General features: G+C 38.0%; 27 protein-coding genes. 19 read left to right on the forward strand and 8 right to left on the reverse strand.

What is annotated here, in order from left to right; genetic code table 11:
* Positions 1 to 5: 5 nt before the first annotated feature.
* The gene (locus tag OCV88_RS01625; RefSeq protein ID WP_055164152.1) at positions 6 to 1304 is read right to left on the reverse strand and encodes a tyrosine-type recombinase/integrase; all 1299 of its coding nucleotides are present in this window, start codon (positions 1302 to 1304) and stop codon (positions 6 to 8) included.
* Between the two features lie 83 nt (positions 1305 to 1387).
* Positions 1388 to 2011, reverse strand: a complete 624-nt coding sequence (locus tag OCV88_RS01630; RefSeq protein WP_008396996.1) for a helix-turn-helix domain-containing protein — start codon at positions 2009 to 2011, stop codon at positions 1388 to 1390.
* 237 nt (positions 2012 to 2248) lie between these two features.
* On the opposite strand from OCV88_RS01630, the gene OCV88_RS01635 reads away from it, so the two are divergent.
* Both OCV88_RS01635 and OCV88_RS01640 read left to right on the forward strand, forming a co-directional pair.
* Positions 2249 to 2482 carry a helix-turn-helix domain-containing protein gene (locus OCV88_RS01635; protein WP_008396997.1) on the forward strand — a complete coding sequence of 78 codons (234 nt, stop codon included), beginning with the start codon at positions 2249 to 2251 and terminating at the stop codon, positions 2480 to 2482.
* A 1054-nt stretch (positions 2483 to 3536) separates the two neighbouring features.
* Positions 3537 to 5102, forward strand: a complete 1566-nt coding sequence (locus tag OCV88_RS01640) for a MobA/MobL family protein (protein ID WP_015559481.1) — start codon at positions 3537 to 3539, stop codon at positions 5100 to 5102.
* A gap of 74 nt (positions 5103 to 5176) precedes the next feature.
* On the opposite strand, the gene OCV88_RS16045 is transcribed toward OCV88_RS01640, so the two are convergent.
* The 3 genes from OCV88_RS16045 to OCV88_RS01655 are packed head-to-tail and all read right to left on the reverse strand — an operon-like array spanning position 5177 to position 7823.
* Positions 5177 to 5743, reverse strand: coding sequence for an accessory gene regulator B family protein (locus tag OCV88_RS16045; protein ID WP_008397001.1), 567 nt, complete (start codon positions 5741 to 5743; stop codon positions 5177 to 5179).
* On the reverse strand, positions 5740 to 6474 hold the full coding sequence (locus tag OCV88_RS01650) for a LytR/AlgR family response regulator transcription factor (protein ID WP_015559482.1): 735 nt from the start codon (positions 6472 to 6474) through the stop codon (positions 5740 to 5742). The genes OCV88_RS16045 and OCV88_RS01650 overlap by 4 nt, the downstream gene beginning before the upstream one ends.
* Complete coding sequence (locus OCV88_RS01655; protein WP_008397004.1) at positions 6471 to 7823, reverse strand: ATP-binding protein; 1353 nt, start codon at positions 7821 to 7823, stop codon at positions 6471 to 6473. Before OCV88_RS01655 ends, OCV88_RS01650 begins: the two co-directional genes overlap by 4 nt.
* Before the next feature lie 337 nt (positions 7824 to 8160).
* Between OCV88_RS01655 and OCV88_RS01660 the strand changes: the two genes are divergently transcribed.
* The 9 genes from OCV88_RS01660 (at position 8161) to OCV88_RS01700 (ending at position 13691) form a co-directional block, all read left to right on the forward strand.
* Positions 8161 to 8682: a matrixin family metalloprotease gene (locus OCV88_RS01660; RefSeq protein WP_008397006.1), complete on the forward strand. Its 522-nt coding sequence runs from the start codon at positions 8161 to 8163 to the stop codon at positions 8680 to 8682.
* Positions 8683 to 8697: 15 nt separating this feature from the next.
* Positions 8698 to 9369 carry a hypothetical protein gene (locus tag OCV88_RS01665; protein ID WP_008397007.1) on the forward strand — a complete coding sequence of 224 codons (672 nt, stop codon included), beginning with the start codon at positions 8698 to 8700 and terminating at the stop codon, positions 9367 to 9369.
* A 231-nt stretch (positions 9370 to 9600) separates the two neighbouring features.
* On the forward strand, positions 9601 to 9747 hold the full coding sequence (locus OCV88_RS01670; RefSeq protein WP_015568874.1) for a cyclic lactone autoinducer peptide: 147 nt from the start codon (positions 9601 to 9603) through the stop codon (positions 9745 to 9747).
* Positions 9748 to 9765: 18 nt separating this feature from the next.
* Positions 9766 to 10185 carry a hypothetical protein gene (locus tag OCV88_RS01675; protein WP_008397010.1) on the forward strand — a complete coding sequence of 140 codons (420 nt, stop codon included), beginning with the start codon at positions 9766 to 9768 and terminating at the stop codon, positions 10183 to 10185.
* A gap of 54 nt (positions 10186 to 10239) precedes the next feature.
* Positions 10240 to 11070 (forward strand): ABC transporter permease subunit, encoded by an 831-nt coding sequence (locus OCV88_RS01680; protein ID WP_008397012.1) that lies wholly within the window; start codon positions 10240 to 10242, stop codon positions 11068 to 11070.
* Positions 11057 to 11857, forward strand: a complete 801-nt coding sequence (locus OCV88_RS01685) for a hypothetical protein (RefSeq protein ID WP_008397014.1) — start codon at positions 11057 to 11059, stop codon at positions 11855 to 11857. Before OCV88_RS01680 ends, OCV88_RS01685 begins: the two co-directional genes overlap by 14 nt.
* 14 nt (positions 11858 to 11871) lie before the next feature.
* Positions 11872 to 12507 (forward strand): ABC transporter ATP-binding protein, encoded by a 636-nt coding sequence (locus OCV88_RS01690; RefSeq protein WP_015559483.1) that lies wholly within the window; start codon positions 11872 to 11874, stop codon positions 12505 to 12507.
* Positions 12507 to 13190, forward strand: a complete 684-nt coding sequence (locus OCV88_RS01695; RefSeq protein ID WP_008397017.1) for a hypothetical protein — start codon at positions 12507 to 12509, stop codon at positions 13188 to 13190. The genes OCV88_RS01690 and OCV88_RS01695 overlap by 1 nt, the downstream gene beginning before the upstream one ends.
* A 138-nt stretch (positions 13191 to 13328) precedes the next feature.
* The gene (locus OCV88_RS01700; protein WP_008397018.1) at positions 13329 to 13691 is read left to right on the forward strand and encodes a hypothetical protein; all 363 of its coding nucleotides are present in this window, start codon (positions 13329 to 13331) and stop codon (positions 13689 to 13691) included.
* Positions 13692 to 13871: 180 nt separating this feature from the next.
* Here the strand turns inward: OCV88_RS01700 and OCV88_RS01705 are convergent, their stop codons facing one another.
* Positions 13872 to 14114, reverse strand: a complete 243-nt coding sequence (locus tag OCV88_RS01705; RefSeq protein ID WP_008397019.1) for a DUF6061 family protein — start codon at positions 14112 to 14114, stop codon at positions 13872 to 13874.
* A 603-nt stretch (positions 14115 to 14717) separates the two neighbouring features.
* Here OCV88_RS01705 and OCV88_RS01710 point away from each other — a divergent pair.
* Positions 14718 to 15278 carry a hypothetical protein gene (locus OCV88_RS01710; protein WP_158423904.1) on the forward strand — a complete coding sequence of 187 codons (561 nt, stop codon included), beginning with the start codon at positions 14718 to 14720 and terminating at the stop codon, positions 15276 to 15278.
* 85 nt (positions 15279 to 15363) lie between these two features.
* Entirely contained in the window at positions 15364 to 16875 is a 1512-nt protein-coding gene (locus tag OCV88_RS01715) for an ABC transporter substrate-binding protein (protein WP_262590591.1), read from the forward strand.
* A 108-nt stretch (positions 16876 to 16983) separates the two neighbouring features.
* Here the strand turns inward: OCV88_RS01715 and OCV88_RS01720 are convergent, their stop codons facing one another.
* Both OCV88_RS01720 and OCV88_RS01725 read right to left on the reverse strand, forming a co-directional pair.
* Entirely contained in the window at positions 16984 to 17781 is a 798-nt protein-coding gene (locus tag OCV88_RS01720) for an ABC transporter permease (protein ID WP_158423906.1), read from the reverse strand.
* Positions 17726 to 18538 (reverse strand): ABC transporter ATP-binding protein, encoded by an 813-nt coding sequence (locus OCV88_RS01725; protein WP_158423907.1) that lies wholly within the window; start codon positions 18536 to 18538, stop codon positions 17726 to 17728. The genes OCV88_RS01720 and OCV88_RS01725 overlap by 56 nt, the downstream gene beginning before the upstream one ends.
* A 93-nt stretch (positions 18539 to 18631) precedes the next feature.
* Here OCV88_RS01725 and OCV88_RS01730 point away from each other — a divergent pair, with 93 nt between their 5' ends.
* From OCV88_RS01730 to OCV88_RS01755, 6 genes are all read left to right on the forward strand, one after another.
* Positions 18632 to 19270 carry an epoxyqueuosine reductase QueH gene (locus tag OCV88_RS01730; RefSeq protein WP_158423908.1) on the forward strand — a complete coding sequence of 213 codons (639 nt, stop codon included), beginning with the start codon at positions 18632 to 18634 and terminating at the stop codon, positions 19268 to 19270.
* Positions 19271 to 19276: 6 nt separating this feature from the next.
* Entirely contained in the window at positions 19277 to 20650 is a 1374-nt protein-coding gene (gene argH / locus OCV88_RS01735) for an argininosuccinate lyase (protein ID WP_158423909.1), read from the forward strand.
* Positions 20651 to 20772: 122 nt separating this feature from the next.
* Complete coding sequence (asd, locus tag OCV88_RS01740) at positions 20773 to 21858, forward strand: aspartate-semialdehyde dehydrogenase (protein ID WP_158423910.1); 1086 nt, start codon at positions 20773 to 20775, stop codon at positions 21856 to 21858.
* A gap of 172 nt (positions 21859 to 22030) precedes the next feature.
* Positions 22031 to 24208, forward strand: coding sequence for a DNA topoisomerase (locus OCV88_RS01745; RefSeq protein WP_158423911.1), 2178 nt, complete (start codon positions 22031 to 22033; stop codon positions 24206 to 24208).
* A gap of 3 nt (positions 24209 to 24211) precedes the next feature.
* Positions 24212 to 24877 (forward strand): LbetaH domain-containing protein, encoded by a 666-nt coding sequence (locus tag OCV88_RS01750; protein ID WP_158423912.1) that lies wholly within the window; start codon positions 24212 to 24214, stop codon positions 24875 to 24877.
* Between the two features lie 111 nt (positions 24878 to 24988).
* Positions 24989 to 25681 carry an iron-sulfur cluster assembly scaffold protein gene (locus OCV88_RS01755; RefSeq protein ID WP_158423913.1) on the forward strand — a complete coding sequence of 231 codons (693 nt, stop codon included), beginning with the start codon at positions 24989 to 24991 and terminating at the stop codon, positions 25679 to 25681.
* Positions 25682 to 25686: the final 5 nt, after the last annotated feature.

Here is a 25686-nt window from a genome sequence, read left to right on the forward strand (position 1 = left end):
CGATTTTATTCTCCAACCACCTTATCAAGTAGTCGGGCTGAGTTTCGCTTACCTTCTCGGTTAGCGTGTGCATAGACATTCATAGTGGTACTTACATCCGAGTGTCCAAGTAATTCCTGTACATCCTTTGGTGCTGCTCCATTTGAGAGCAGGTTTGTGGTATAAGTGTGTCGCAGGGTGTGGAAGTGGAAATTATCATCAAGCTCCGACAATCGTTTCCTTGCTGTCCTTAAAGCTGTCTCAACCGTTGCAGGGGCTTCGTATGCTCCGTCCGGTCTGATACATACAAGGTTAATCTCGTTGTAATCAAGCGGAATGTCCTCTGTGCCATCCAAATGATAAAGCTCATAGTAGATACGATTCTTTTCCTTAACTTCCCTGTAGTAGTTCCTCTGATAGAGTTCTCCGTAACTGAATACCTGCTTTCTCTGTTCCTTTTTCGCTTTCTTTAAGATGTCAGCGAGCGTATCACAGAAATCCACGATACGGACTTTCTTTCGCTTTGTCGGACCAATCTCGGTCTTGTGCCTTGCTCCGTTGTAACGGACACTTCTTCGTACTGTCAGATACTGTTCCTCAAAGTTAATGTCACTCCAAGACAGTCCGCATACCTCTCCAAGTCTAAGACCTGTGTAGTACGCTATCTGTACCGGCAGGACAGCAGGCTTGTTTCTTTCTTCCAGATACTCCATAAGCGTTTGATACTGCTCTGGTGTAATCGGGTTGATAACCTCTGCATCCTCATCATTATCAGAAAACAAATCCACATCTTCCTCGGCTTTCCTACGCATTACCACATACTGCATTGGATTGAATGTGATGTACTGCTTTGGAAAGACTGCAAATCGGAAGGACTGTTGCAGGACTGCGTGGAAAGAACGGATATAGTCGATGGTGTAACCCTTTGACTTAAAATTTCCTTCCTCACCGCCAAATGCAAGTAAATCCATAAACTTCTGCAAATGCTCCGAAGTGACTGTCTTTAGTTTTCTGTTTCCGATTGGGTGTTGTTTAATCCTGTTTACTGCCTGTAAATAGTTACCGACTGTACCGTTGCTAAGTGAACCCGTTTTCAAATCTTCCTCTGCCCATACATCTAGCATCTGTCCGAGTGTGAGGTTGTCCGCTTTGGCTAGAAATTTCTTTGCGTCATAATCCTCCATAGCCTTGCGTAACATTTTCTCTGTCTCTGATTTGCTCTCCGTACCTGCAAATTCTTTCTGAACCAAGTTACCACTTGCATCCTCCACATAAAAGCGGTAGTACCATTTCTTGCCTTTCTTCCTTACAGAACCTTTTGCCATAATCGTTTCTCCTTTCGATATCGGCAATCGGAACTGGTGAAATGCTTCTTGCGTGTAAGTATATCATAGCTCCGTCTGCCTATCTATACCGAATCGGGATCTTTTTCTGATAAAAGATTGGCTAGTCGATTTTTCGCTGTCTCAGGATTCTTAGAATACAGTCTTACAATATCGCCCATATCGTTCAATGCGTTGACGGTGTGGGTGATTTCTCTAAGGAACATAATCTCATTGTATTCCTTATTGGATTCAAACCCCATTGTCTGGGCGAGCATTTTGTTATCTGTATTTCCTTTGAAATTCTTACAAGCGAACTGGAACGAATCCACGAACAGCTCGTATTCCCGTAACATCAGTAGTAGCAGGTCTTTGGAAAAATCACTTTCGGACTGTTCCATATCATAAGGGAGCTTATTCAGAATGGAAGTCATCACATCACGAATCTGTAATTCTCTTTTATCCGTAATGTCTGTTTCGTATTCGTCCGTCTCACCTTTCAGCCATTCCACAGATACATGAAGTGCATCTGCCAGACCTTCTAAGGTCATTTTCTTGGTGTTATCAATCGTTCCTGCTTCGTATCTCTGAATGGTTGAGGCTGTCACGCCCATTTTTTCAGCGACATAAGGCTGGTTCAATCCTAACTCCTGTCTACGGCTTTTTGCTCTGCTACCGATTGTCTTTCGCAATTCTTTATCTTTTAACATACTTGCGAACCTCCTTTTTCGGTATGTCATTACTATACCACATAACACGATATATTGCAATACGCAATTCTATAAAAGATGATAGAATTTCGTAAGGCTTGACATAGCGTTATAAAAGATATATACTTTAATCAGAATTGCGTAACGCAAGTTTTAAAAAAGGCTAATCCTTTCTTCAAAAAGGAACATCCTCTGATATACAAGACTTGTAATCCTACGCAGGAATGAGGTGATCGAATGACAGAATTAAAGTTTGCTCTCTCCATTGAAGAAGCTGCCGACTATACAGGTATCGGAAGAAACACTCTTAGAAATCTTGTGGAATGGGAAAAGCTGCCTATCCTTAGAGTGGGAAGAAAAATCTTAATCCGCAGGGAACGATTAGACGAGTTTCTGATTCTCAATGAGGGGAAGGATTTACGAGACAGACACGCAGTAAAAGCGGTCAAGGGAACAATGAAAAATGAATAAGGGACAGTCCTAAGACCATCCCTCTGGTATGTATCTGACTAAAAGCCATGATATACCTACACGCAAATAGATTATATCACGGACAAGTCCTCAGATACAACCAGAACTTTTGGAAAATGAGGACAAGATGGATGTGAATGGGTGCAATCGTCCACCCAGTTATAGCTTGTTGGTAGGACAAGTCCACCCAAGATGCAAAAGGTGTTATGAATAGTCCACCCAAGCCAGAAAATGAAGTGGGTGCAACCATCCACCCAAGTGAAGCCGACTGGTAGGACAAGTCCACCCAACTTACAAAAAGTGCTGTGAGAAGTCATACCAAGTGTAGCTATGAAAAAAGCTGTCCGACCTATGACAAAAAGTGTACGCTACTATGATTTTGAGTGTCCAATCTATGGGGTACATTTTCAAAGAGTTAATAGTAAAAAGCTCTATTAAAATCAAAATGTAATAAAACAATGCACTATTAAAAATGAAATTTAATAGGAACTTTTACTACCACTTCCTTGCCAGACACAGTTTAAAAGTAAGCGAAGTAACACAATGCTATTGTCAGGGCAAAAATGCTAACGAATCGTGCTATTGTTTTTTCGATTTTAATAGCAGACTTCTACTGTTTCTACGGTTTTTGCTAAAAAGTCTGAATAATAGAACAATGCTATTGTTAAGGCAAAAGTGCTAACGGATTCGTCTATTGTTTCGCTGATTTTCATAGCAATCTTCTAGCATTTCTGTTAAGAAAAGGGAGTGCCGGATACGGCACATAAAAAGTGTGCCATTAAAGGCACAAAATTAGGTGCTGAGGGAACAGTTACAGCTAAAAGTGAACTTCATAAGCAAGCCCTCGGCGTTTGAGAGCGAAATACACCCATCGCACAAAACTTCGTTTTGTACTCTGTGTATTTCGCTCTGCGAGGCTTAGCCGCCACAAGGCGGATGTGTTCGCAAGACGAGTGCCTATGCACTCGCTCACAGGGAAAGTTTACTACTCACATCTCATCTATCTTATCTGTCCTCTTTTCCAAAATCAAAACTGGGAAAGGAGGAAATCGCTATGCCAAGAAATTCATTTGTGCAGATGTCAAAGCTCCATAATGTTCGTGGAAGAATCTATTATATCTCCAGTGACAAAAAACAGGAAAATCTCTATGCGGTATATGAAACCACAGACCGAAAATTTTGGACAGAACTTGCCAAGTGCAATCAGGCAGAATTTAAGAAAAGCGGTACAGAGGGAAAATGTATCGAAGCAAGAGAATTTATCATTGCCCTGCCGGAATCCTTTGTGGATTATCCGCCAGACGGACTATTAAAATATATGACGGATAAATTCAAAAGTCGGTATGGTGTTGATTGTATTGCAGCACTCCATCATAACAAACGAAAGACGAATTATCATATCCATCTTATCTTTGCAGAACGAAATTATCTTGACGAACCGATAGAAAAGATTGCCACCAGAAATATGTTCTATGATGAGAAAGGTAATCATGTTCGTACCAAGAAAGAAATCCTAGACGAGAATGGAACTATCCGTAAAAGGTGTAAGGTGATCAAGAAAGGTGAGGTCTACGAAAGACAGATGTTTACCATCAAGGACGCTCGCTTTAAGCAGGAACATTTCTTAGATGAGGTCAAGGTATTTTATACCGATGTCATCAACGGACTTGTCAAAGATGAGAAAGAAAAGCTGTCTGCATTCAAGCGTGGGGATGTCTATCTTGCCACTAAGAAAATCGGTAAGAACAATCCAAAGGCAGATAAGATTACACTCAATAATAAGGTCATACAGGACTGGAATCGTACTGTGGATCACGCTTTGGTATCGGGGATGGAGCGAAAGGAAATCTTAAAGGTAAAGCAGGAACAGATTTCAACTCCGATTAAGGAATCCATTCACAAGTATGGCAATCATCCGGAGCTTTTGTTTATGATTATCTTTCGGGCAATCGAGCTGTTAAAAGAACTCATAAAGTTGCTGATACAGAAACAGGAACAACAGAAAGCCAGAATCTCCGACCTTATGGAGCGAAGAAATGAAAAACAAGAGAAACAACCAGCTCCATCCGTTACACAGACAGACAATCAGACAATTCCTGCTGTGACCCAACCATTCAAAGCACCTGCTACTACTACCGCAGAAAAGACCGTTATTCCGCCAAGACCAAGAATGTCTGAGCTGGCACACGATTATGAGATGCGACTTGAAGAGATTATGGAGAAACTTAAACGACAAAACAGAGCCATTCATACGCAGGAAGTGAAAAAAGACCTTATTGACGAGGATTTGAAGAACTGTACAGGATTATTCCAAGGAAAGAAACGAAAGGAATTGCAGGCACAGTCTAACAAATACGCAGAAACGATTAAGATTATGAAGCAGGGATTATCCCATATCGTGCAGGATTACAAATATCCAACGGTAGATGCGTTCCTGCAAGTCTATAAACAAGGCAAGTCCGAGTATGAATCCTATGTCAAAGCAAACAAGGAATGGAACTCCAAGTATGGAGAAAACTCAATCCATCGAAAGCTGGCAGAAAAACAGGCAGAAGTTCAGAAACGGGAACAGGACAGAGATTTTAACTATCGTTCGCCATCAGACAGAGGAGCTAGATAATCTAATTAAATTCAAAAAAGATAAAGACCATCAAATTCTTTATCTTTTTTGAATATTTATGAAAAGTCATCCTGCTATTTAAAGTGTCTCATTAGATTTTTAATTGTTTCGACTATCATAAGAATGATTACGCAGAAAAAGGAATAAAACAATGTGGTATTCATCTTCGTGTTTCCAATTTTATAAAACAGCAGAAATCCAATGCTAACAATTATCACAGAAATAAGTTTATGTATCCATTTTTGTTTGGTGGTTAAACATATTTTATGGTTACTTATAGGTGCAAATAATATACACATAAGGACAAGTATCAAATATCCTAGTACAGTTGGCTTTAAATAGATTATAGCCCACTTATCAAGACAACCGAGAAAAAAGCTGCCTAAGATACATGTTAACTGCGTTGGAGCATGGGCACCTCCGGTATAATGTCGTAACAATGAAAAGGTAATTACCCAAATTAGGGTATAGCCGAGTGTATGTGATAAAACTCCCCATACGAACAATAACACTATGGTTATAAAAGTATTCAAAAAACATTCTAAGCCATATATGTATATTTCTAATTGATCCGCAGAAACATCCTCCCCGGATAGTTCTGCTAACTTATTAGCAATAGATGTAGCCCACTTCGTAATCATTCAAAATCCCCGCTTGTATCAAATCTTGTTGTATATTTGGCAAAAGCACTTATCACGTCTTTGGAATAAGAACGTGCGATTTGTGTAGTTAGATGATTTGACAATTCAATCGTTCCTGATGTAATACGATAGATATGTGCCATATTTACAATATAAGAACGATGGGTTCGGATAAATTCACTTGGCAAATGGACAATAATCTTATTTAGGGTAGACATTTGTTCATAGCATTTGCCGTCTACGGTCAATATATCCACATAATGTAATCTGCTCGAAAATGTCAATATATCTGCATAGGGAATACTTACAATTTCCTGCTTGTTTCGGTATATGTAGGTATTATTAGATAACTCCTTCGCGATTTCATCCAAACACAGAAAAAGAGTATTTTCCTTGACGGGTTTTAGCAAGTAGTTTAAAGCTCTGACTTCATATCCTCGGAATACATATTCTCTAAAAGCTGTTAAAAATACAATAATACCTTGATAACCAGATTCACGAAGGCGTTTAGCAACCTCAATTCCATTCATTTGCCCCATTTGTATGTCAAGGAAAAATGCTGAAGCCTGTATAGTTGTGCCTTCAGAATTTTTTGAAAAATATTCTTCGCCCGATTCGTATTCGTCAATTTCAATATCCCAATCATATTGCTGCCCGTATTTTCTTATTCCATTTTTCAGCCGTTCTGATTCGATCACAGAATCTTCAAGTATGGTTATTTTCATTTTCATAGTAGTTTGTTATTCTCCTTATCCGGTATCATAATATGTACGGAAAAAATTTTGTTATCAGATGTAATCTGCAATACGCCATCTGCCTTTTCTACAAGCTCTTTTACTCGTCTTATCCCAAGTCCATGTTCTTTTCCTTGTTTAACACTCAAAATGTCTCCATCAATGCTACCTTTTATCACACCATCATAATTATTTTCAATGTGAATCAGTATCATATTCTGGTAAGGTTTAATATAAAAATAAATGTATGGATGCTCGGTTGGATCAGAGATTATAAGTCTTTCTCCTGCTTCAATGGAATTATTCCATATATTTCCAAGTATGGATGAAAGCTCAACAGAATCAAGCGGAAAATTTTCAGGAGCCATAATAGAATATTCTGTCTTAATTCCGTGTTTTTCAGCATAATCAAGTTTTGCGGTAAGTATGCAGTCAATAGCAATATTTCCCGTTGCTATGGCACTTTGCGTAGTTGCAAGAGTGTTATGGTATTGCTCTGTATATGCTATAAGTTCATCCCATTTCTTGTCTTTTGCTAATACGTTGATTGCATCCACATAAATCTGCATATCATGTTTCATTTTTCGTAATCGTTCAGTTGTCTCAGATAAGCTATTGAACTCAGTCCTTTCCAGCTCATAAATCTTTTGTTCTTCCAGTAATCGTATGTTTTCTTCTTTTGAATAACCTAGCTGGTATATGTATAGCATCAATACTAAAAATAAAATAATAAAAAACAAGTCAACCAATGATAGCCTAGCTGAAAAGGATGAATCACCAAATTTATCAACAGATTCCAAAGTCAGCCTTAATATGTAGTGCCCGATTGCAAGTCCAGAAATTGCGATGAAAATATATGCAACTTTTTGGAACGGTGAAAGAGATATGTCTTTGTTTCCAATAGAATGAAATAACAAGACAAAAACAGCTATCATTGCCAAATATAACATGGTATATGGCTTCCGTAATGTTCCACCTAATAATAGCTCCAGAGACGCTCCTTTATAAAGAGTAACGGGAATAAAGAACGAAATCTGTTCTGCAACTAAGCAAATGATGGAATACGAAAAGCCCCAAAAGATACGGCGAATTATACTATCACGATAGAACAATACTGCATATCCAATGTCCAAAACACAAGATGACATCAAAGTGCTGTAGGATGATATTCCCATTTTATTCAGCGTGCATAACACAGCAAACTGAAATGATACGAAAAGAAACATCAAAACTGCTTGATGTTTATAATTTGCTCGAATACGCAATTTTTTATGGATAAATATTATAAACAATGCCAGTTCTAAGAAATTAACAATATATTCCCATATTGAGTCAATATATAGCATAGCTACCACTTCCTTTAATCATTCTCCGTCATATTTTATCATCAATAAAGTAGGTACACAACATAATATGCTACCGTTTGTGCATAGTGAGCTACCATTCATGCATAGAGGTATTGAAAAGTATAAAGATTTTGTTATATTCAAGGTATACTACTACATCTTAAGTATTCTGAGAATCTATAATATGGAGTGGAGATGATAAGATGTCGTACTTTAGGAATATTAACAGGATATATAATGTGTACTAGTATGTGTTGCGTTTCAATTTTCATAAAGATAACCTTTAAGAATAATTGAAGATAACCGTTGTTACATGATTGAAAAGGAGTGAAGGAGTATGCATTTTAAAAAATCTGTTTTAAAAAATCATTTATTGTATAGCATTATAACTTTAATGGCTATAGCAATGCTATTTCCTATTACGGCATTTGCACAAGCTTATGTACAAACATGGGATCTTGTTGATTCTGGCAAACATCTAGACTATGACGGAAACAGCACTTACATGAGTTATATTAACACTGGGGCTGCCACATGGAATGCATATAAATCTGGAGTAATCAGAAAAGACAGTGCTTTTGTTGTAGAAGATGTATACGTAAGCGATGTCAATGCTTCGAATGGATGGGCAGGCATGACATATTCTAGTGGTAAAATTGAACTCAATACCTATTATATGAGCGGTTATAGTAATAGTAAAAAACAGAATGTAGCGACACATGAATTGGGACATGCATTAGGGTTGGATCACAGTACTTCAACAGATGTTATGGATGCAGCAATTACGGGACATACTAGTACGCAGGCATTATCTCAAAATGATAAAGATTCATATGATGCCGCATATAATAATTATTAGGGGAGGGAGAACGCTATGAAAAAATCAAGTATCTATGGTATTTTGTCTATTGTTCTTATCGTAGGAATGTTTTTTACAGGATGTGCATCCAAAAATAATGCAAGTCAACTGAATACAAATGTATCTAACTTGCCAATCCACCAGATGCACGCATCTTTTGTATATGATACTGATAACATTCGCGAAGCTGTTGGTATCTGTGATTACGTATTTGTAGCAAAGGTTGTCAGTTGCGATGGAACCGAGTATCGAAATGTTATAACGACTGAAGATGAAAAAGGAAATCCTAAGGAGGTCGGTTCGCCTTACACTAATTATACTATTCAGGTTCTCGAAAATATAAAAGGTGAACTTATTACAGATAAACCTATTCCTATTGTTAAACAAGGCGGAATTTCAGAAAAACAAGATGCTATTTATCTGTTTGAGAATGATTCACTGCCTTCCGAAAATTCCATTTATATCTTTTTGGCATATGCACAAGAGGATGGTTCGTTACTAATTTCTGGTCCAAATTCAAATGTAATGTGTAACGATTCGAATATGTATTCTATTAATTCTGTCTCAGAGGAAAAATCAGTTACAGAATACGATGAGTTTATTACATATAAAGATGCTAATGATAATGAGATTATTCCAGTTGATCGAGAGCGTTATAAATCTATATATGAGACTGACAATAATTAATCATTATTTCTGAAATATATAGATTAAAGATGGCAGGTAGGTGCTTAACCTATCTGCCATCTTTTCGGTTTTATACCTATATGTAGAACAGTTCGTGCATGTTGGGCTACCATTCGTGCATAGAGGGATTGAAAAAAATTAAATACTCTGTTATATTAAGCACATACCATGGTAAACAAATAAAGTTGTCTGTAATTGTCAGACAATTAAGGAGGGGGGGGGGTGAAAACGATGGACAATAAGCAAGTAAACAAGGCACCCCAGAAAAGTGCCCGTCTCGTACTTCAGGCAGTGACTGCTATTGCTCGAAGTAATGCAAATTCATTGTGCCGTGGTTTGTTGTATGAACCAAAAGTACCAACGCAGTTAAAAAAATAAGATTGGGAGGAATTGACTATGATGTTAAAAAGTTTAAAACAGAAGATTGCAAAAGTAGGTATTGGTTTGTTTTGTGCAGGATGTGTATTTCTTTCTTCAGCAGCATATTCTCAGGCGGCATCTTACACCGCTTATGCACTTAAACTGAATAAGACTAATAACTTTACCTCTATGCATGCAAAAACAACATCCGATGATTACATCACAAATGAGGTAACAGCAATTACCAATACCTCTTACGCAAATTTCTGGGCTGTCAATAACAGCAAGAGTAAAATATCTAATAAGTATAAGCAGGGTGTTGGAACAGGATCTTGTAATTTAATCTTTACCAAGAGCGGTTATAATTCTACTAACACACAGGTCGGTATGGGAATGGAAAATTATCAATCTCAATTATCAACTGCATTTGTAAGTGGAAATGTAGATTTTAGATAACAGAAGGGATGGGCATAAACCTCTTCGTGGGTTTATGCCCTTTTGGTAAAGATTATGAAAAAAATGGTTCTTATAGAAATCAAACATTGTATTGATCGTGCAGAATATAAAGTTGTTTTTATTGCTCTAATGATTTTAAATATTGCTTCGTATATTTTATGTGTAAAAAATGATATAGGAAAAAGTTATCAATTTATTCGTTCAGCAAATGAAAATTTCGTATTACAGGGCACTGAAGCGGCATATATTCCATATATAATGTATCTGTTATTGCCTGTTTATGCAACAATTATTGCATCACTTTCCTTAATAAGAGAAGAAAAAAGCAATAGTTCAATCCTACTTATTCAAAGAATCGGGAAAAAGAAATATTTAGCAGGAAAATTATTTGGCATTCTGATTGTAACCTTTTTGACAATAACAATACCAATGCTCATAAATTTATTATTATGCCACTTGACATATCCAATACATGGATATGACAGTGCTTGGGGAGAACCTGATTACGCTATAGGTTTGGTATCATATAACGCTGACAATTTTCTTGATATGGTGAGATTGCAACATCCAACTTTATATAATCTAATATACATTTTTAATTACGGAATTTTTGGCTCGGGATTAGCTATCTTAGCTTATGCTCTTTCATATTATAACAAAATGAAAGTTCTATATTTCGCAAAGATACCTGGTGCTTTGTTTATATTCTATATTGTTTTTAATTTGATTGTTTCTGTCTTTGGGCTAAATGAATTCTCTATACAAGGTTATATTATGCCTAATGTTCATGGAAATATAATAGGAGAAATTGTTCTGATATTGCTTATTTTTGGATTAAGTATTGGCATTATACAGAGAAAAATAAAAAATTATGAAGTTATATAAGAAAAAAATTTTGAATGTTAATGTTGGAAAATGCTTACTAGTATCACTTATAACATTTGTAATTAGATATTTTTATGCTAATGTGTACTTGGGGTTTCATAATAGTCTGGTTACAATAACAGAAGGAGTACGTTCACAAATATATTTTGGGGGAATACTAATAGATCATTCGTTTGACCTTATATCTTTATCATTTTTTGCGATTTTGTTTATCCTTGAGATTTGTTATCTTACAATGGACTTATTTAATGATGCAAATGATAACATGGTAATTCTACTTCCTCGTTATGGGAAAAAACACATAATTTATAAGGATATATTAATAAAAATGATATTACGTGACTGTATTGTAGTTGTTTCCGATTATTTGTTTTTTCTTTTTGTAGAGCATACCTCTAATGGCTTAGAAGATTTCAAAGTTATTTTTATGCTATTGATAGAGATTTTTCATTTGCAAATGATTAGTTATTTGTTTTCATTTTGGAAAGATTCAATTATAGGATACATCGTTGCATTTATTGTATTTTTTATTCCAGTAATGGTGTGTGGATTTTATTTTTCAATGGGAAATGTTATATGGAAAATTTGGCATTATTCCTTGCTACATATTCCTTTATTTAATTGGCATAACAAGCTTATTATATATTATGTCGAAGAAAATTACGAATGGACTACAAGCAATATAGATTTATTGAATTTTAAGTCAAGCTGTCTCATTTCAGTTATATCATCCGCTGTTTTGGTGTGGATAGGTAAATTTCTTTGCGAAAAAAAACAAATATTGTGAGGTGAATGATATCCATGAATTTATATGTAAAATCTATTTCAAAGTCAATTAAAGGTGAAAAAGTGCTTGATGATATCAGTTATACATTTGAATCTGGTAAAATATATGGAATATATGGTAAAAATGGTTCAGGTAAAACAATGCTACTCAGAGCCATTGCAGGTTTTATAAATACAGACAAAGGATACATAAAATATAATCACAAGGCATTACATAAAGATATGGATGTTTTACCAGATTTAGGAGCTGTTATTGAAAATATTTCTTTTTGGAGTATGTATTCAGGATTTGAAAATTTGAAAATGCTTTCCAATATAAAAGGAATTGTATCAGATGAAGAAATATATGAAATAATGATATACTTTGGTCTTGATCCCAAATCAAAGAAAAAAGTAAATAAATATTCATTAGGAATGCGTCAAAAACTAGCTCTTTGTCAAGCACTGATGGAACATCCAAAAATTTTGCTTTTGGATGAGCCAACTAACGCATTGGATCAGCATAGCATTGATTTATTTCGTGAACGTATATTGGAAGAAAAAAAGAATGATACCATTACTATACTGACAAGCCATAATAAAGAAGATATTGAAATATTAGCGGATGAGAAGATATGCATGGAATTTGGTAAAATTAAGGAGTTGATGTAATGAAGAAATTTGTATTAACTATCTGTGTTGTAATCATTTGTATGGTGACAGCCTTATTCTATGGAAAGACTGGGATAAAAACAACTACAGGGGTTCATGATCCTGATATTGCTTTATCAGAAAATACAGCTATGGAAATTTTCTATACAGGAGGGCAGAAAACTTCTTACTTTAACAATGAAAGTAATTACTCATTGGATGATATGGAAAAAGATTCTTCTTTAATAGCTCGTATAACTGTAACAAATTCTCGTGAAATGAGTTTACGATCAACAAAAACAATGGTAAAAATAGAGGAAATCTATAAGGATAATTCTGCTAATCTTTCAGTAGGTGACTGTATTTACATTATAGAACCTGTATCATTTGTTAGAGGTGAAGAATTTTACACTAACGGATGGCAATATCTGAAGACCGAAGATACTTATTTAATATTTTTAAAAAATCTAGGATGTATTGATGGGTATAAATACACCAAAGAGGAAGAAAATTCATTTATGCCTGTATCGGAAATATATTCAAAGAGAAATCTAACTCATGATGAAAGTTGTGTGGTTTTTGATTCGGCGGAAACTCTCTATTCAAGTATATCTATGTTTGCATTTTTGACCTCAGAAAAAACTATAGTAGATAATTATGAGAAAATATGGAAAAACATTACAAATTCAGGTAAGTATGAATGATTTAATTATTTATGAATGAATCTCTCCTATTCTATTTCCTGTGAGAAGCGTATCAATGTTAGAAATTCATGGAGATACTGAATTAAGCAATATGGAATCATTCAATCTTAAAGAAACTAAAAATGGAGATAATAGAAATTGAATAAAAAGAAATTGGCAAAGAGTGTTGTAGGCATTGCTTTAATTGTAAGTGTAGCTATACTTATCGTTGTATGTGTTGGAAAAATAAAGCACATTCAGAATAAAAAAAATATTATTGGTACATGGAAGAATGCAAATGCAGAGGAAGTGTTTACCTTTCAAGAAAATGGAGGACTTGTTGTAAACAAAGATATGCCCGAATTGGGTATTACCTGTGGCAATGCATTATATAGCATATCTTCCTCAAATATGATTTTTGTGGAACAGAGAGATAATAGCGTGAATTTTGAGATAGAAGTAGATCAAAACGAATTAACAATCTTCTTTATGGGTCATAAATATTGGGAATTAACAAAATAGCAATTGCATATAAAGCGATACTCATGATATCCATAACCATAAAATATAGAGCCGATGAATCACTCGTTATTTCGATTGTGAGTTATCGGCTCTATTTCATTATTTATGGAAGGGCTAAAGAAATATCGTATTTTATAGAAATACTTTTGACAGATTTCTTCTCATTTTTATGTTCTTTTATCAAGTGCTATACCATTCCATATTCATCGCATTCACCCAATCTTGCATTTCTGAATCAAGATACAAACGGGCATATTCTAGTGGATTGTCAATCGCCAGTGCATCCAACATTCGTTGAGAGTTAGGAGTAGTAATCAATCCATCTTCTGCCTTGCCACAGTCAATCCGAAGTATGTAGCCATTGTAATAATTGATGTCTATGATGTTGTGATATTTATTATATTCTGCATGAACGATATTCATATTGCAAAGTCCTTTCTCTTATCTGTTTCAGTTGTAGAAGCATCTTGACCAGTTCCAGCCGATTATGTGATTTATATAATGTTATTAGCTGTTACCGGATTTTGCTTCCCTTGTTTTTGCCCTTATGAGGTGTCGTAACACAAGGGAAAAGGATATAACATAAGGGAAAGTCTAAGGGAAAGCTCACTTGCCAAAACTGTAGTAAAATCAAGGCATTGCGGATTTTATCGTAACACTTTATAATACCAGTTAGGTGTTAAAGAATTGTAGGTATCAAAATTTTGATTAGAAAGTATACCGGATAAATGGGCTGTAGGAAAATACCGTCAGGGCAGCCAGCGTGATCTGGACAGTGATTTAAGATCGGACAATCTGGAGCTTTTAGAGGAAGATGAATACATTGTTCTTGCAAAAGAAAGTACTCAGAATCATGATAATGCCGGTGAGAATACAATAAGAACTGTCGGCGGCAGCCGGTATAGTATTTTATATGCAGAAGATATTACCGGTTATGATGCAGGGCTGTCACTTTTTGAAAACGGAGAAATTCAAGGTACTGTATGGCTGGATGAGAACAGAGATGGAGTGCTGGATGAAAGTGAAATGAAGATTCCTGGCATACAGATTTCCGTTCATCAGTATGTAAGGATAGATGGACAGTGGATTTTTGTTCCGGAATATTCACAATCGGTTTACAGTGATGAGAATGGAAAATATGCTGTAGATAATTTACCTCTTTATTTGAAATACACAAATGAGGATGGCAGTGTTTTACGTTGTATGACAGGATATCAGTTAAAAGTGGAAAATATTCCTGAAAATGTAGAAGTCACCTCATATATGGCCAACCACGGTATAAAGGACAGTAAATTATTACAGGAAAATTTTCAGCTGCTGAACACATCCTCTGAGCTGGACCAGTGTCTGGTGCTTTCTAGAACAGCCGATGCTACTACAAATAAAGCATATGTATCAGAAGGCTTTGATTTTGTAAAACCAATTTTGGAGGATCAGATGAATGCGGGATTTTTAGATGTGCTTCGCAGGATTCTGGCGCCGAAAACAGGAGATGAATCAAGGTGGAGCTTCCTGCTCTTAATGTCTGGTGTGTCATGTTTATTTATCTTTGTTGTTTTGTATTCTAGAAAAAGACAGAAATGTTAGTAAATAACACGGAGAAAATTTTCTCCGTGTTATTTTTATGATATACTATTACAAGCAATGAGATGTAAGGAGCAGATAAATGTTTATGAAAAAGAAAAAAATGATCCTGGCAGTTGTGGCACTTGCAGTGTTAGGTCTTTTATTTTTCAGTTTGAAGTATTTTTCGTCAACAAAACATCCATATCTGGAATATCAGGGGACAGAAAGTAAGATAGATAAAGATCAGGAGCGGATGCAGCAATTTATTATTGGAAGCTCCGATATTCCACAGTCAGGCCAGGTATTGTGGGAAAGTGGAAAAACAGCTGAAATGATATCCCGTTTTATCTATGAATCATTGGTTTCTATTTCGGAAACAAAAGATATAGAATTTATATTGGCAGAAGAGATTTCTTTCCATGAAGAAGGGACCGTGGCGGATGTGGTAATACGTGAAACTGTTTTTTCTGATGGAACAGCCCTTACTGCAGAGAAAGTGAAAGAGGCCTATCTTATATTAAATCAGCCAGGGTCTTCTTATGCCGGAATGGATCTGATGAAGTCAGTTGTGGGAATGGAGGAATATCAGCAGGGAACAGCGGAAGATATTTCAGGTATAGAAGTTCTTTCCGAAAAACAGCTGAGATTTCAGTTTCAGGATGTTCTTCTGAATAATATGCAGGTTTTTTCCATGCCAGTGATACATAAGATTGAAAATAAAGAAACATACTCCGGTACGGGGCCCTATCAGATTGAAAGTGTAAAAGGAATGCAGGAAATTATACTGTCAGAAAACACTTATGCCAAAAAGAATCCGTATGAATATAGTACGATACGATTTGTAAATATGCCGTTAGAGGTTTTAAATAGTCAGATGAAAGAGTTTTCGCCGGATGCAGTGATTATCAGTGCACAGACGAGTCTAGATCTGTTTAAGCAGCAGGAGTGTTATGATATTTATGGTTTTCCTTCCGGGAACTATTCTTATATAGGGTTTTCTCCGGACTGTAAGAAGTCAGTGCAGGAGGCTGTCTGTGCAGTAACTGATCCTGCAGGGATATACCGCAATATTCGTTCTGTAAACAGTCCATCTGTAGAATATATGACGGCAGAAGGAATTACTGCAGCTGCAAAAGGCGGAGAATCTTTTCGAAAGCTGGCAAAGGGGCTGAATGCAGAAAAATTGTCAAAAACTTTAAGAGAACAGTTAAATGGAGCCACGTTAAAATTTTTATGTCCCGACAATACCATTGCAAGGATGTACTATAAAGAGTTTGCAGATCAGTTCGGACAATATGATATTAAGGTAGAAGGAATATTTGTGGATGCAGCAAAAATGCAGGAATACTTATATAAAGAAAATACGTATGATTTTTATTTTTCTTATGAGATGAGTGAGACTCCAAAACAGATTATAGAGAAAAATTATGATAAGGATGAATTAAAGAGCCTTCTAAAAACGGTACTGGAACGTGACTGTAAAAAAATGTATGACACATTGGAAGAAACTAATTTTAAGGAGAAGTTAATTGTACCTGTAGATGTACAGAAGCAATATCTTGCGGTTTTGTCAGATTGTCATAATAAGGAAATGCTTAGTCAGTTGTTGGAATGGTAATAAAAAACTAGAAAACCACTCAGATATCCGGAGAAAATTCTCTGTGATATCTGGGTGGTTTTTTGTGTGCAGAAATTTAGACTGTGCGCCGGAATTGTTTTTGGCTGTCTATAACTTCTTTAGATACTGTTTATCAATTCTGTTGATAATCCAGTAAAGAATCATAGCGATAATACATAGAATTACAATACTCATAAGAACCCAGTCAAGCTTGAATACCTGGCTGCCGTATATAATCAGATATCCAAGTCCCTGCCGGGAAGCGATAAATTCGCCAATAATAACGCCTACCAGACAAAGGCCGATATCTACTTTCATAATGGATAAAAGAGCAGGGATATTGGCCGGGAGCAGCACTTTAAATAAAATATCCCTGCGGGTTCCCCCAAGGGTTTTAATCAGCATGATTTTGTTGGGATTCACCTCCATAAAGTTTGTATAAAGACTTAAAATTGAACCAAAAATGGCGACAGACATACCTGTGACAATAATGGTTTTGTAATTTCCGCCCAGCCATACAATTAAAAGCGGCGCAAGGGCTGACTTTGGCAGGCTGTTTAAAATAACCATGTACGGTTCTACAATTTTTGAGACGGATTCATTCATCCATAAAAGGATGGTAATGATGAGTGTAAATGCCACCACAAGCCCAAAACTTACCAGTGTTTCAAGCAGGGTGATTCCAAGATGGCCAAACAGAGTTTTGTCAGCGATCATGGAAATAAAACATTTGACCATACGGCTGGGGCTGCTGAAGATAAAGTCATCAATCCAGCCAAGATCTGCAGCAAGCTCCCATAAAGCAAAAAAAGATACGAAAATCAAAATCCGCATCCAGGTGATTACGCGTTTATGCCTCAGTTGTTGTTTCAGGTATTGTTCCTGATTGGAGAGACTCTGGCTCATGATTCAGCTCCTTCCAAATAAGATTAAAATAGTGTTTGAAATCATCTGCATTACGCCGCTGCATAGGTGTTAAACCTTCGGGAAGCTTCACAGAGACAATTTTTTGAATGCTTCCGGGGCGTTTGCTTAAGATAATAATACGGTCTGCGAGACTGACCGCTTCCGCTAGATCGTGGGTGACAAGAATCGCAGTTTTTTGTTCTGACCGGATAATGGTTCCGATATCATTAGCTGCTGTCAGACGGGTCTGATAATCCAGCGCCGAAAATGGTTCATCCAAAAACAAAAGATCCGGTTTTAGCACAAGGGTGCGGACTAAGGCGGCTCTCTGGCGCATACCTCCGGACAGCTGAGATGGCCTTGCATCGGCAAAGGCCAAAAGGCCGTAAGTTTCAAGAAGTTCTTTTGCATAAGATTTATTTGCTTCTGTCAGCTGGTGTCTGACTTCAAGACCCAGCAGTACATTTTTATAAATACTTCGCCATTCCAGCAGCTGATCATCCTGCAGCATATAACCCATATGACAGCGAAGCTCTGGGGTCAGAGGCTGACCGAATAAATAGATGCTTCCGGATTCGGGCTGTAACATACCCGCCAGCAGATTCAGCAGTGTTGACTTGCCGCATCCGCTGGGGCCCACGATGGCTATAAATTCACCCGGCTGAACCGAGAATGAAATGTCTGATAAAGCAGGAACTTCACCCTGCATAGAATGATAAGCGAAGTTTACATGATTTACTTCAAAAATAGATTCCATACCATGCCTCCTTTTTTGTTCTATACTCTAATGTATGAAAAGAAAGGGAATGTGCTATTGTAAAAATGAGCTGAATCATATAAAATAATTTCCATGGATCAGAAAAGAAATTATCAAAAAGAACTGGAAAAAAAATTAAAAACCCTGACAGAGCAGGCTTGTGTTCCGTCACTGCTGCTGCACAGCTGCTGTGCACCCTGCAGCAGTTATGTTCTGGAGTACCTGTCACAGTATTTTAAGATTACAGTATTTTACTATAATCCCAACATTACTCAGGCAGAGGAATATCAGAAAAGAGTCAGGGAGCAAAAGCATCTGATTTCCCGTATGCCTTTTAAGTATCCGGTAGATTTTCTGGAGGGAAATTATGAACCAGAGCGTTTTTTTGCGGCAGTCAAAGGAATGGAACAGGTGTTAGAAGGCGGAGAGCGCTGTTTTGCCTGCTACAGGCTGCGTCTTGAGGAGGCTGCTATAGTCTGCAGGGAAAAAGGATTTGATTTTTTCACAACAACGCTGACTATCAGTCCTTTAAAAAATGCCGGGAAGCTGAATGAAATCGGAGAGGCTTTAGCAGCGGAATACCAGGTTTCTTTTCTGAACTCAGATTTTAAGAAGAAAAACGGATATAAGCGTTCGGTGGAATTGTCCGGGGAATATGATCTGTACCGCCAGGACTACTGCGGATGTATTTTTTCCCGTCAGGAACGAATGCGGCAGGATAAGAAAGGATGAAAAACAATGGCTCAGTTATGGGGAGGAAGATTTACAAAAGAAACAGATCAGCTGGTTTATAACTTTAACGCGTCTATTTCTTTTGATCAGAAATTTTATAAACAGGATATTGAAGGCAGTATTGCCCATGTGCTTATGCTTGGAAAGCAGGGGATTCTCACAGAAGCAGAAATGCAGGAGATTGTAAAAACACTGAAAGAAATTTCAGAAGAAGTGGAAAGCGGCAAGCTGGAAATTTCAGATAAATATGAAGATATCCACAGCTTTGTGGAGGCAGAGCTGATTGACCGTCTGGGAGATACCGGAAAGAAACTTCACACCGGACGGAGCCGGAATGATCAGGTGGCTCTTGATATGCGCCTTTATACAAGACAGGAAGTACTTGTAATGGATGAGCTGGTAAAAGATCTGTTAAAAGCGATCCTTAAAATCATGGAAGAAAATACAGATACCATTATGCCAGGCTTTACCCATCTGCAGAAGGCTCAGCCAATTACGCTGGCTCACCATATGGGGGCTTATTTTGAAATGTTTAAGCGGGACAGGTCAAGGTTACATGATATTTATGAAAGAATGAATTACTGCCCCTTAGGCTCCGGCGCGCTGGCAGGAACCACGTATCCTTTAGACAGGGATTATACAGCGCAGCTGATGGGATTTTACGGCCCCACATTAAACAGTATGGACGGGGTATCTGACCGGGATTATCTCATTGAATTTTTATCGGCTATGAGTACGATTATGATGCATTTAAGTCGTTTTTCAGAGGAAATCATTATCTGGAACTCCAATGAATACCAGTTTGTGGAGCTGGATGACGCATACAGTACCGGAAGTAGTATTATGCCTCAAAAGAAAAACCCGGATATTGCGGAGCTGGTAAGAGGAAAAACCGGCCGTGTATATGGTGCCCTGATGTCTCTTCTGACTACTATGAAAGGAATCCCTCTGGCTTATAATAAAGACATGCAGGAAGACAAAGAGTTATCCTTTGACGCTATTGACACAGTGAAAGGATGTCTTGCGCTGTTTACAGGTATGATTGCAACCATGAAATTTAATAAAGAAGTTATGAGTAAAAGCGCCCGCCACGGATTTACCAATGCCACAGATGCGGCGGATTATCTGGTAAACCATGGGGTGCCCTTTCGGGATGCACATGGTATTGTGGGGCAGATTGTACTTTACTGCATTGATAAAAACATTGCCATTGATGACATGTCATTAGAGGAGTTAAAAGCCATCAGCCCGGTGTTTGAAGAAGACATTTTTGACGCTATTTCCATGGAAACCTGTGTCAATAAACGTCTGACTATCGGGGCGCCGGGAGAGGATGCCATGAAAAAAGTCATTGAAATTTGCAAAGAATATTTAAAATAAGGCTTGCATTTTCTTTCCATTTGTTTTAGTATTCTTAACAGAAAGACAAATGTACGTGGTAAACGGACATAAAATAAAAAGTGTGTTTCATAATAAAAGTGGAGAGAAAAGGAGATATTAATATGAGTGATAAATTAAGAGTTGGTATTCTTGGCGGAACCGGTATGGTAGGCCAGAGATTTATTTCGCTGCTGGAAAATCATCCCTGGTTTGAGGTGACAACCATTGCAGCAAGTGAGCGTTCCGCAGGAAAACGGTATGAGGATGCCATTGGTTCCCGGTGGAAAATGTTAAGACCAATGCCGGAAGCTGTAAAAGACATTGTTGTAATGAATGTCAATGAAGTGGAAAAAGTTGCAGAAAGCGTTGATTTTGTATTCAGCGCTGTAGATATGACAAAAGAAGAGATCAGAGCAATCGAAGATGCTTATGCAAAGGCTGAGACTCCTGTTGTGTCCAACAACAGCGCCCACAGATGGACGCCGGATGTACCGATGGTAGTACCTGAAATCAATCCCCAGCATATGGAAGTAATCGAGTTTCAGAAAAAACGTCTCGGTACGGAGCGGGGATTTGTAGCGGTAAAACCAAACTGTTCCATTCAAAGTTACGCACCGGTTCTGACAGCATGGAAGGAATTTGAGCCATATGAAGTGGTAGCAACTACATATCAGGCAATTTCAGGGGCCGGAAAGACATTTAAGGACTGGCCGGAAATGCTTGGAAATATTATTCCGTATATCGGAGGAGAAGAAGAAAAAAGCGAGAAAGAACCACTTCGTCTCTGGGGAGAGATCAAAGACGGTGTCATTGTTCCCGCCCAGTCACCGGTTATCACCTGCCAGTGCATCCGTGTTCCGGTATTAAACGGGCATACAGCAGCAGTATTTGTAAAATTCAGAAAGAAACCTACAAAAGAAGAACTGATTGAAAAACTTGTAACGTTCCGGGGAGCACCTCAGAAACTGAACCTTCCAAGTGCGCCGAAACAGTTTATTCAGTATATGGAGGAGGATAACCGTCCTCAGGTTCAGCTGGATGTGGATTATGAAAACGGAATGGGCGTCAGCATTGGCCGTCTCCGCAAAGACACGGTTTATGACTGGAAATTTGTGGGACTGTCCCACAATACGGTCCGGGGAGCTGCAGGAGGAGCAATTCTGTGCGCTGAACTTTTAAAATCCAGAGGGTATATTGCAAAAAAGTAAAGCCTGAGTAAAAATGATGCAGCGGTTGTTTTGCATGAAAAAGTTTGCTAAAATAAAGAGTAGTATGGATTCAAAAGATCTGTACTGCTCTTTTTCATGCTGTAGAAAATTTCTTATTTGGCAGGAAAAAGAGTGTAGAATAATAAATTAAGCTGCAATAGAAAGAAGTATTATGGCAAAATCTTTATACATAGCGGAAAAGCCAAGTGTGGCAAGGGAATTCGCAAAAGCTTTAAAGGAAGAAATGAAAACAAAAGACGGCTATATGGAATCAGAACATGCCGTTGTGACCTGGTGCGTGGGACATCTGGTGACCATGAGTTATCCGGAAGTATATGATGAAAAACTTAAGCGGTGGAGCCTTTCCACCCTTCCGTTTTTACCGGAACAGTTTAAATATGAAATTATTCCGGGAGTCAGCAAACAGTTTCAAATTGTATCCAATCTTTTAAATCGTGGGGATGTTTCTACTATTTATGTATGTACAGACTCCGGGCGGGAAGGAGAATATATTTACCGTCTGGTGGAGCAGATGGCAGGGGTAAAGGGAAAGGCGCGCCGGCGGGTCTGGATTGATTCTCAGACAGAAGAGGAAATATTAAGGGGAATCCATGAGGCAAAGGACTTATCAGATTATGACAATCTGTCAGAGTCTGCATATCTGCGGGCCAAAGAAGATTATCTGATGGGAATTAATTTTTCCAGACTTCTGACCTTAAAATATGGAAATACCATTGCCGCATTTTTGAATAAAAAATATGCTGTGGTATCTGTAGGACGGGTGATGACCTGTGTATTGGGGATGGTTGTCCGGCGTGAGCGTGAAATCCGGGACTTTGTAAAAACCCCTTTTTACCGGGTATTAAATTCTATGGAGTTAGACGGGGTGGAGATAGAAGGAGAATGGAAGGCAGTAGAAGGCTCCAGGTACTTTCAGTCTCCAAAGCTTTATAAGGAAAATGGTTTTAAAGAGAAAAAAGATGCCGCAGAACTGATCAGGATGTTGTCAGAGCCCGATCCCATGGAGTGTACGGTAGCCGGTGTGGAGAAGAAAAAAGAGAAAAAAAATCCGCCCCTGCTGTATAATCTGGCAGAGCTCCAGAATAATTGTTCTAAAATTTTTAAAATCAGTCCGGATGAGACACTCAGGGTGGTGCAGGAGCTGTATGAAAAAAAGCTTGTGACTTATCCAAGAACAGATGCCAGAGTGCTCTCGTCGGCTGTGGCAAAAGAAATATATAAGAATATCAGCGGTCTGAAAAACATAAATTCAGTAAAAGCATTTGCCGAAGAGATTTTAGAGCAGGGAAGCTATAAAAATATTGCAAAAACCCGGTATGTAAACGATAAAATGATTACCGACCATTATGCGATCATACCTACCGGACAGGGGCTTGGTGCAATGCGTTCTTTAAACCCTCTGGCCTTAAAAGTATATGAAACAATTGTCCGGCGGTTTCTGGCAGTGTTTTATCCTCCGGCCGTGTATCAGAAAGTTTCTTTCAGCACAAAGATGCAGACAGAATCCTTTTTTGCATCTTTTAAGGTACTGCTGGATCCGGGCTATTTGAAGGTTATGGATTATTCCTTTAAGAAAAAAAGGCCTGACAAAGAATCGGAGGAAGAGACAAAGAAAAAAGGTGAGGATCCGGGGAAAACTGAGGATACGGATGAAACTGTCTGTGACGCAGATCTTCTGGAAAAAGTAATGGCTCTGAAAAAAGGCGTTGTCCTGCCTGTGAAGGAGCTGACCATCAAAGAGGGGGAGACATCCCCTCCGAAACGATACAATTCAGGTTCTATGATTCTGGCTATGGAAAATGCCGGACAGCTTATTGAAGATGAGGAACTGAGAGCCCAGATCAAAGGCTGCGGGATCGGCACCAGCGCCACCAGAGCTGAAATTTTAAAAAAACTTGTGAATAATAAATATTTAGATCTGAATAAAAAAACGCAGATTATTACCCCTACTCTTCAGGGAGAAATGATTTTTGATGTGGTAAACGCTTCCATTCGTTCCCTTTTAAATCCGGAGCTGACAGCCAGCTGGGAAAAGGGCTTAAACTATGTGGCCCAGGGAAGTATTACACCCAAGGAGTATATGGATAAACTTGAGAACTTTATCCGTTCCAGAACAAGCGGGGTGCTGGGGCTTCGGAATCAGAGTCTTTTAAATACTGCTTTTAAAAATGCATCGGTACATTATAAAAAATCCTCCGGGACAACAAAAGGACAAAAAAAGGCCGGAGAGAAAACCGATAAAAAAACAAAAGAGAACACCGGAAAGGATTCGGAAGCGGAAAGTAAAAAGAAAAAAGCAGAAAAAGAAGTAAAAGAAGAGGTAACATAAAATATGAAACAGTGCAGAATTGAAAATATGTATTGCTTAAAAGAGACCATTGCCGCAGAATATTTAAAGACGGCAGAGTATCCCTGGGAACTTCTTGCCGGTTTATCGGATTATATCAGAAAACTTGGACGTACGCTGGACCCGGAAGTTTATGAGCAGATAGAAGAGGATGTATGGGTGGCGAAATCTGCCAAAGCAGCCAAAACTGCTTATCTTGGCGCTCCGCTGATTATTGATGAGGAGGCACAGGTGCGCCACTGCGCATTTATCCGCGGTTCTGCCATTATAGGAAAAGGGGCGGTTGTGGGGAATTCCACAGAGCTTAAAAATGTGATTTTATTTAATAAAGTACAGGTTCCTCATTACAATTATGTGGGAGATTCCATTCTTGGGTATAAAGCTCATATGGGGGCGGGATCTATTACTTCCAATGTGAAATCAGACAAAACGCTGGTAGTTGTAAAAGACGGAACAAAAGAAATTGAAACCGGCAGAAAGAAATTCGGTGCAATGCTGGGAGATGAAGTGGAGGTGGGATGCAACAGTGTATTAAATCCGGGAACCGTTGTCTGTCCCAATTCCAATATCTATCCGCTGTCTATGGTAAGAGGCGTTGTACCTGCTAATTCTATCTACAAAAACAGGAATGAAATAGTGGAAAAAATTTGATAAAATATCTTTACGAAATGCGCAAAATATGGCAAAATGAGATTGTGTTAAAAACATAACAATGTTATGACGGCAAGAGCCATAAACATACACAGAGAAAGGAGTTCAACAATGATTTATTCAAAAGAAGTAGAATTAATGTGTCCTGTTGCAAAAGGCGCAAAGCATGAACCTGCTCCAATTCCAGAGGAGGGTAAATGGGTTCATTCCAAAAAAATTGAAGACATTTCCGGTTTAACACATGGCGTAGGCTGGTGTGCTCCACAGCAGGGAGCCTGTAAGCTGACCTTAAATGTCAAAGAAGGTATTATTGAAGAAGCATTAGTTGAAACAATCGGATGTTCCGGTATGACACATTCTGCAGCTATGGCAGCAGAAATATTACAGGGAAAAACAATCCTGGAGGCATTAAACACAGATCTTGTCTGTGATGCAATCAACACAGCGATGAGAGAATTATTCCTGCAGATTGTTTACGGACGTACCCAGAGTGCATTTTCTGATGACGGCCTCCCGGTAGGAGCCGGACTGGAAGATCTGGGAAAAGGACTCCGCTCTCAGGTTGGAACTATGTACGGCACAAAGAAAAAAGGTGTCCGTTATCTGGAAATGGCAGAAGGTTATGTCACAGGCATTGCTCTTGACGAAGATAACGAAGTAATCGGTTATCAGTTCGTAAGCCTTGGAAAAATGACTGATTTCATCAAAAATGGTGATGATCCGAATACTGCTTGGGAAAAAGCAAAAGGTCAGTATGGCCGTGTGGATGACGCAGTAAAAATCATTGACCCAAGAAAGGAGTAATTAAA

Source organism: Brotonthovivens ammoniilytica, from assembly GCF_025566885.1.
GTDB lineage: Bacteria > Bacillota > Clostridia > Lachnospirales > Lachnospiraceae > Brotonthovivens > Brotonthovivens ammoniilytica.

Bases quoted from the DNA above. Each gene is read 5' to 3' on its own strand.
- OCV88_RS01625 (WP_055164152.1), bottom strand. From the start codon at position 1,304: ATGGCAAAAGGTTCTGTAAGGAAGAAAGGCAAGAAATGGTACTACCGC.
- OCV88_RS01630 (WP_008396996.1), bottom strand. From the start codon at position 2,011: ATGTTAAAAGATAAAGAATTGCGAAAGACAATCGGTAGCAGAGCAAAA.
- OCV88_RS01635 (WP_008396997.1), top strand. From the start codon at position 2,249: ATGACAGAATTAAAGTTTGCTCTCTCCATTGAAGAAGCTGCCGACTAT.
- OCV88_RS01640 (WP_015559481.1), top strand. From the start codon at position 3,537: ATGCCAAGAAATTCATTTGTGCAGATGTCAAAGCTCCATAATGTTCGT.
- OCV88_RS16045 (WP_008397001.1), bottom strand. From the start codon at position 5,743: ATGATTACGAAGTGGGCTACATCTATTGCTAATAAGTTAGCAGAACTA.
- OCV88_RS01650 (WP_015559482.1), bottom strand. From the start codon at position 6,474: ATGAAAATGAAAATAACCATACTTGAAGATTCTGTGATCGAATCAGAA.
- OCV88_RS01655 (WP_008397004.1), bottom strand. From the start codon at position 7,823: ATGCTATATATTGACTCAATATGGGAATATATTGTTAATTTCTTAGAA.
- OCV88_RS01660 (WP_008397006.1), top strand. From the start codon at position 8,161: ATGCATTTTAAAAAATCTGTTTTAAAAAATCATTTATTGTATAGCATT.
- OCV88_RS01665 (WP_008397007.1), top strand. From the start codon at position 8,698: ATGAAAAAATCAAGTATCTATGGTATTTTGTCTATTGTTCTTATCGTA.
- OCV88_RS01670 (WP_015568874.1), top strand. From the start codon at position 9,601: ATGGACAATAAGCAAGTAAACAAGGCACCCCAGAAAAGTGCCCGTCTC.
- OCV88_RS01675 (WP_008397010.1), top strand. From the start codon at position 9,766: ATGATGTTAAAAAGTTTAAAACAGAAGATTGCAAAAGTAGGTATTGGT.
- OCV88_RS01680 (WP_008397012.1), top strand. From the start codon at position 10,240: ATGAAAAAAATGGTTCTTATAGAAATCAAACATTGTATTGATCGTGCA.
- OCV88_RS01685 (WP_008397014.1), top strand. From the start codon at position 11,057: ATGAAGTTATATAAGAAAAAAATTTTGAATGTTAATGTTGGAAAATGC.
- OCV88_RS01690 (WP_015559483.1), top strand. From the start codon at position 11,872: ATGAATTTATATGTAAAATCTATTTCAAAGTCAATTAAAGGTGAAAAA.
- OCV88_RS01695 (WP_008397017.1), top strand. From the start codon at position 12,507: ATGAAGAAATTTGTATTAACTATCTGTGTTGTAATCATTTGTATGGTG.
- OCV88_RS01705 (WP_008397019.1), bottom strand. From the start codon at position 14,114: ATGAATATCGTTCATGCAGAATATAATAAATATCACAACATCATAGAC.
- OCV88_RS01710 (WP_158423904.1), top strand. From the start codon at position 14,718: ATGAAGATTCCTGGCATACAGATTTCCGTTCATCAGTATGTAAGGATA.
- OCV88_RS01715 (WP_262590591.1), top strand. From the start codon at position 15,364: ATGAAAAAGAAAAAAATGATCCTGGCAGTTGTGGCACTTGCAGTGTTA.
- OCV88_RS01720 (WP_158423906.1), bottom strand. From the start codon at position 17,781: ATGAGCCAGAGTCTCTCCAATCAGGAACAATACCTGAAACAACAACTG.
- OCV88_RS01725 (WP_158423907.1), bottom strand. From the start codon at position 18,538: ATGGAATCTATTTTTGAAGTAAATCATGTAAACTTCGCTTATCATTCT.
- OCV88_RS01730 (WP_158423908.1), top strand. From the start codon at position 18,632: ATGGATCAGAAAAGAAATTATCAAAAAGAACTGGAAAAAAAATTAAAA.
- argH (WP_158423909.1), top strand. From the start codon at position 19,277: ATGGCTCAGTTATGGGGAGGAAGATTTACAAAAGAAACAGATCAGCTG.
- asd (WP_158423910.1), top strand. From the start codon at position 20,773: ATGAGTGATAAATTAAGAGTTGGTATTCTTGGCGGAACCGGTATGGTA.
- OCV88_RS01745 (WP_158423911.1), top strand. From the start codon at position 22,031: ATGGCAAAATCTTTATACATAGCGGAAAAGCCAAGTGTGGCAAGGGAA.
- OCV88_RS01750 (WP_158423912.1), top strand. From the start codon at position 24,212: ATGAAACAGTGCAGAATTGAAAATATGTATTGCTTAAAAGAGACCATT.
- OCV88_RS01755 (WP_158423913.1), top strand. From the start codon at position 24,989: ATGATTTATTCAAAAGAAGTAGAATTAATGTGTCCTGTTGCAAAAGGC.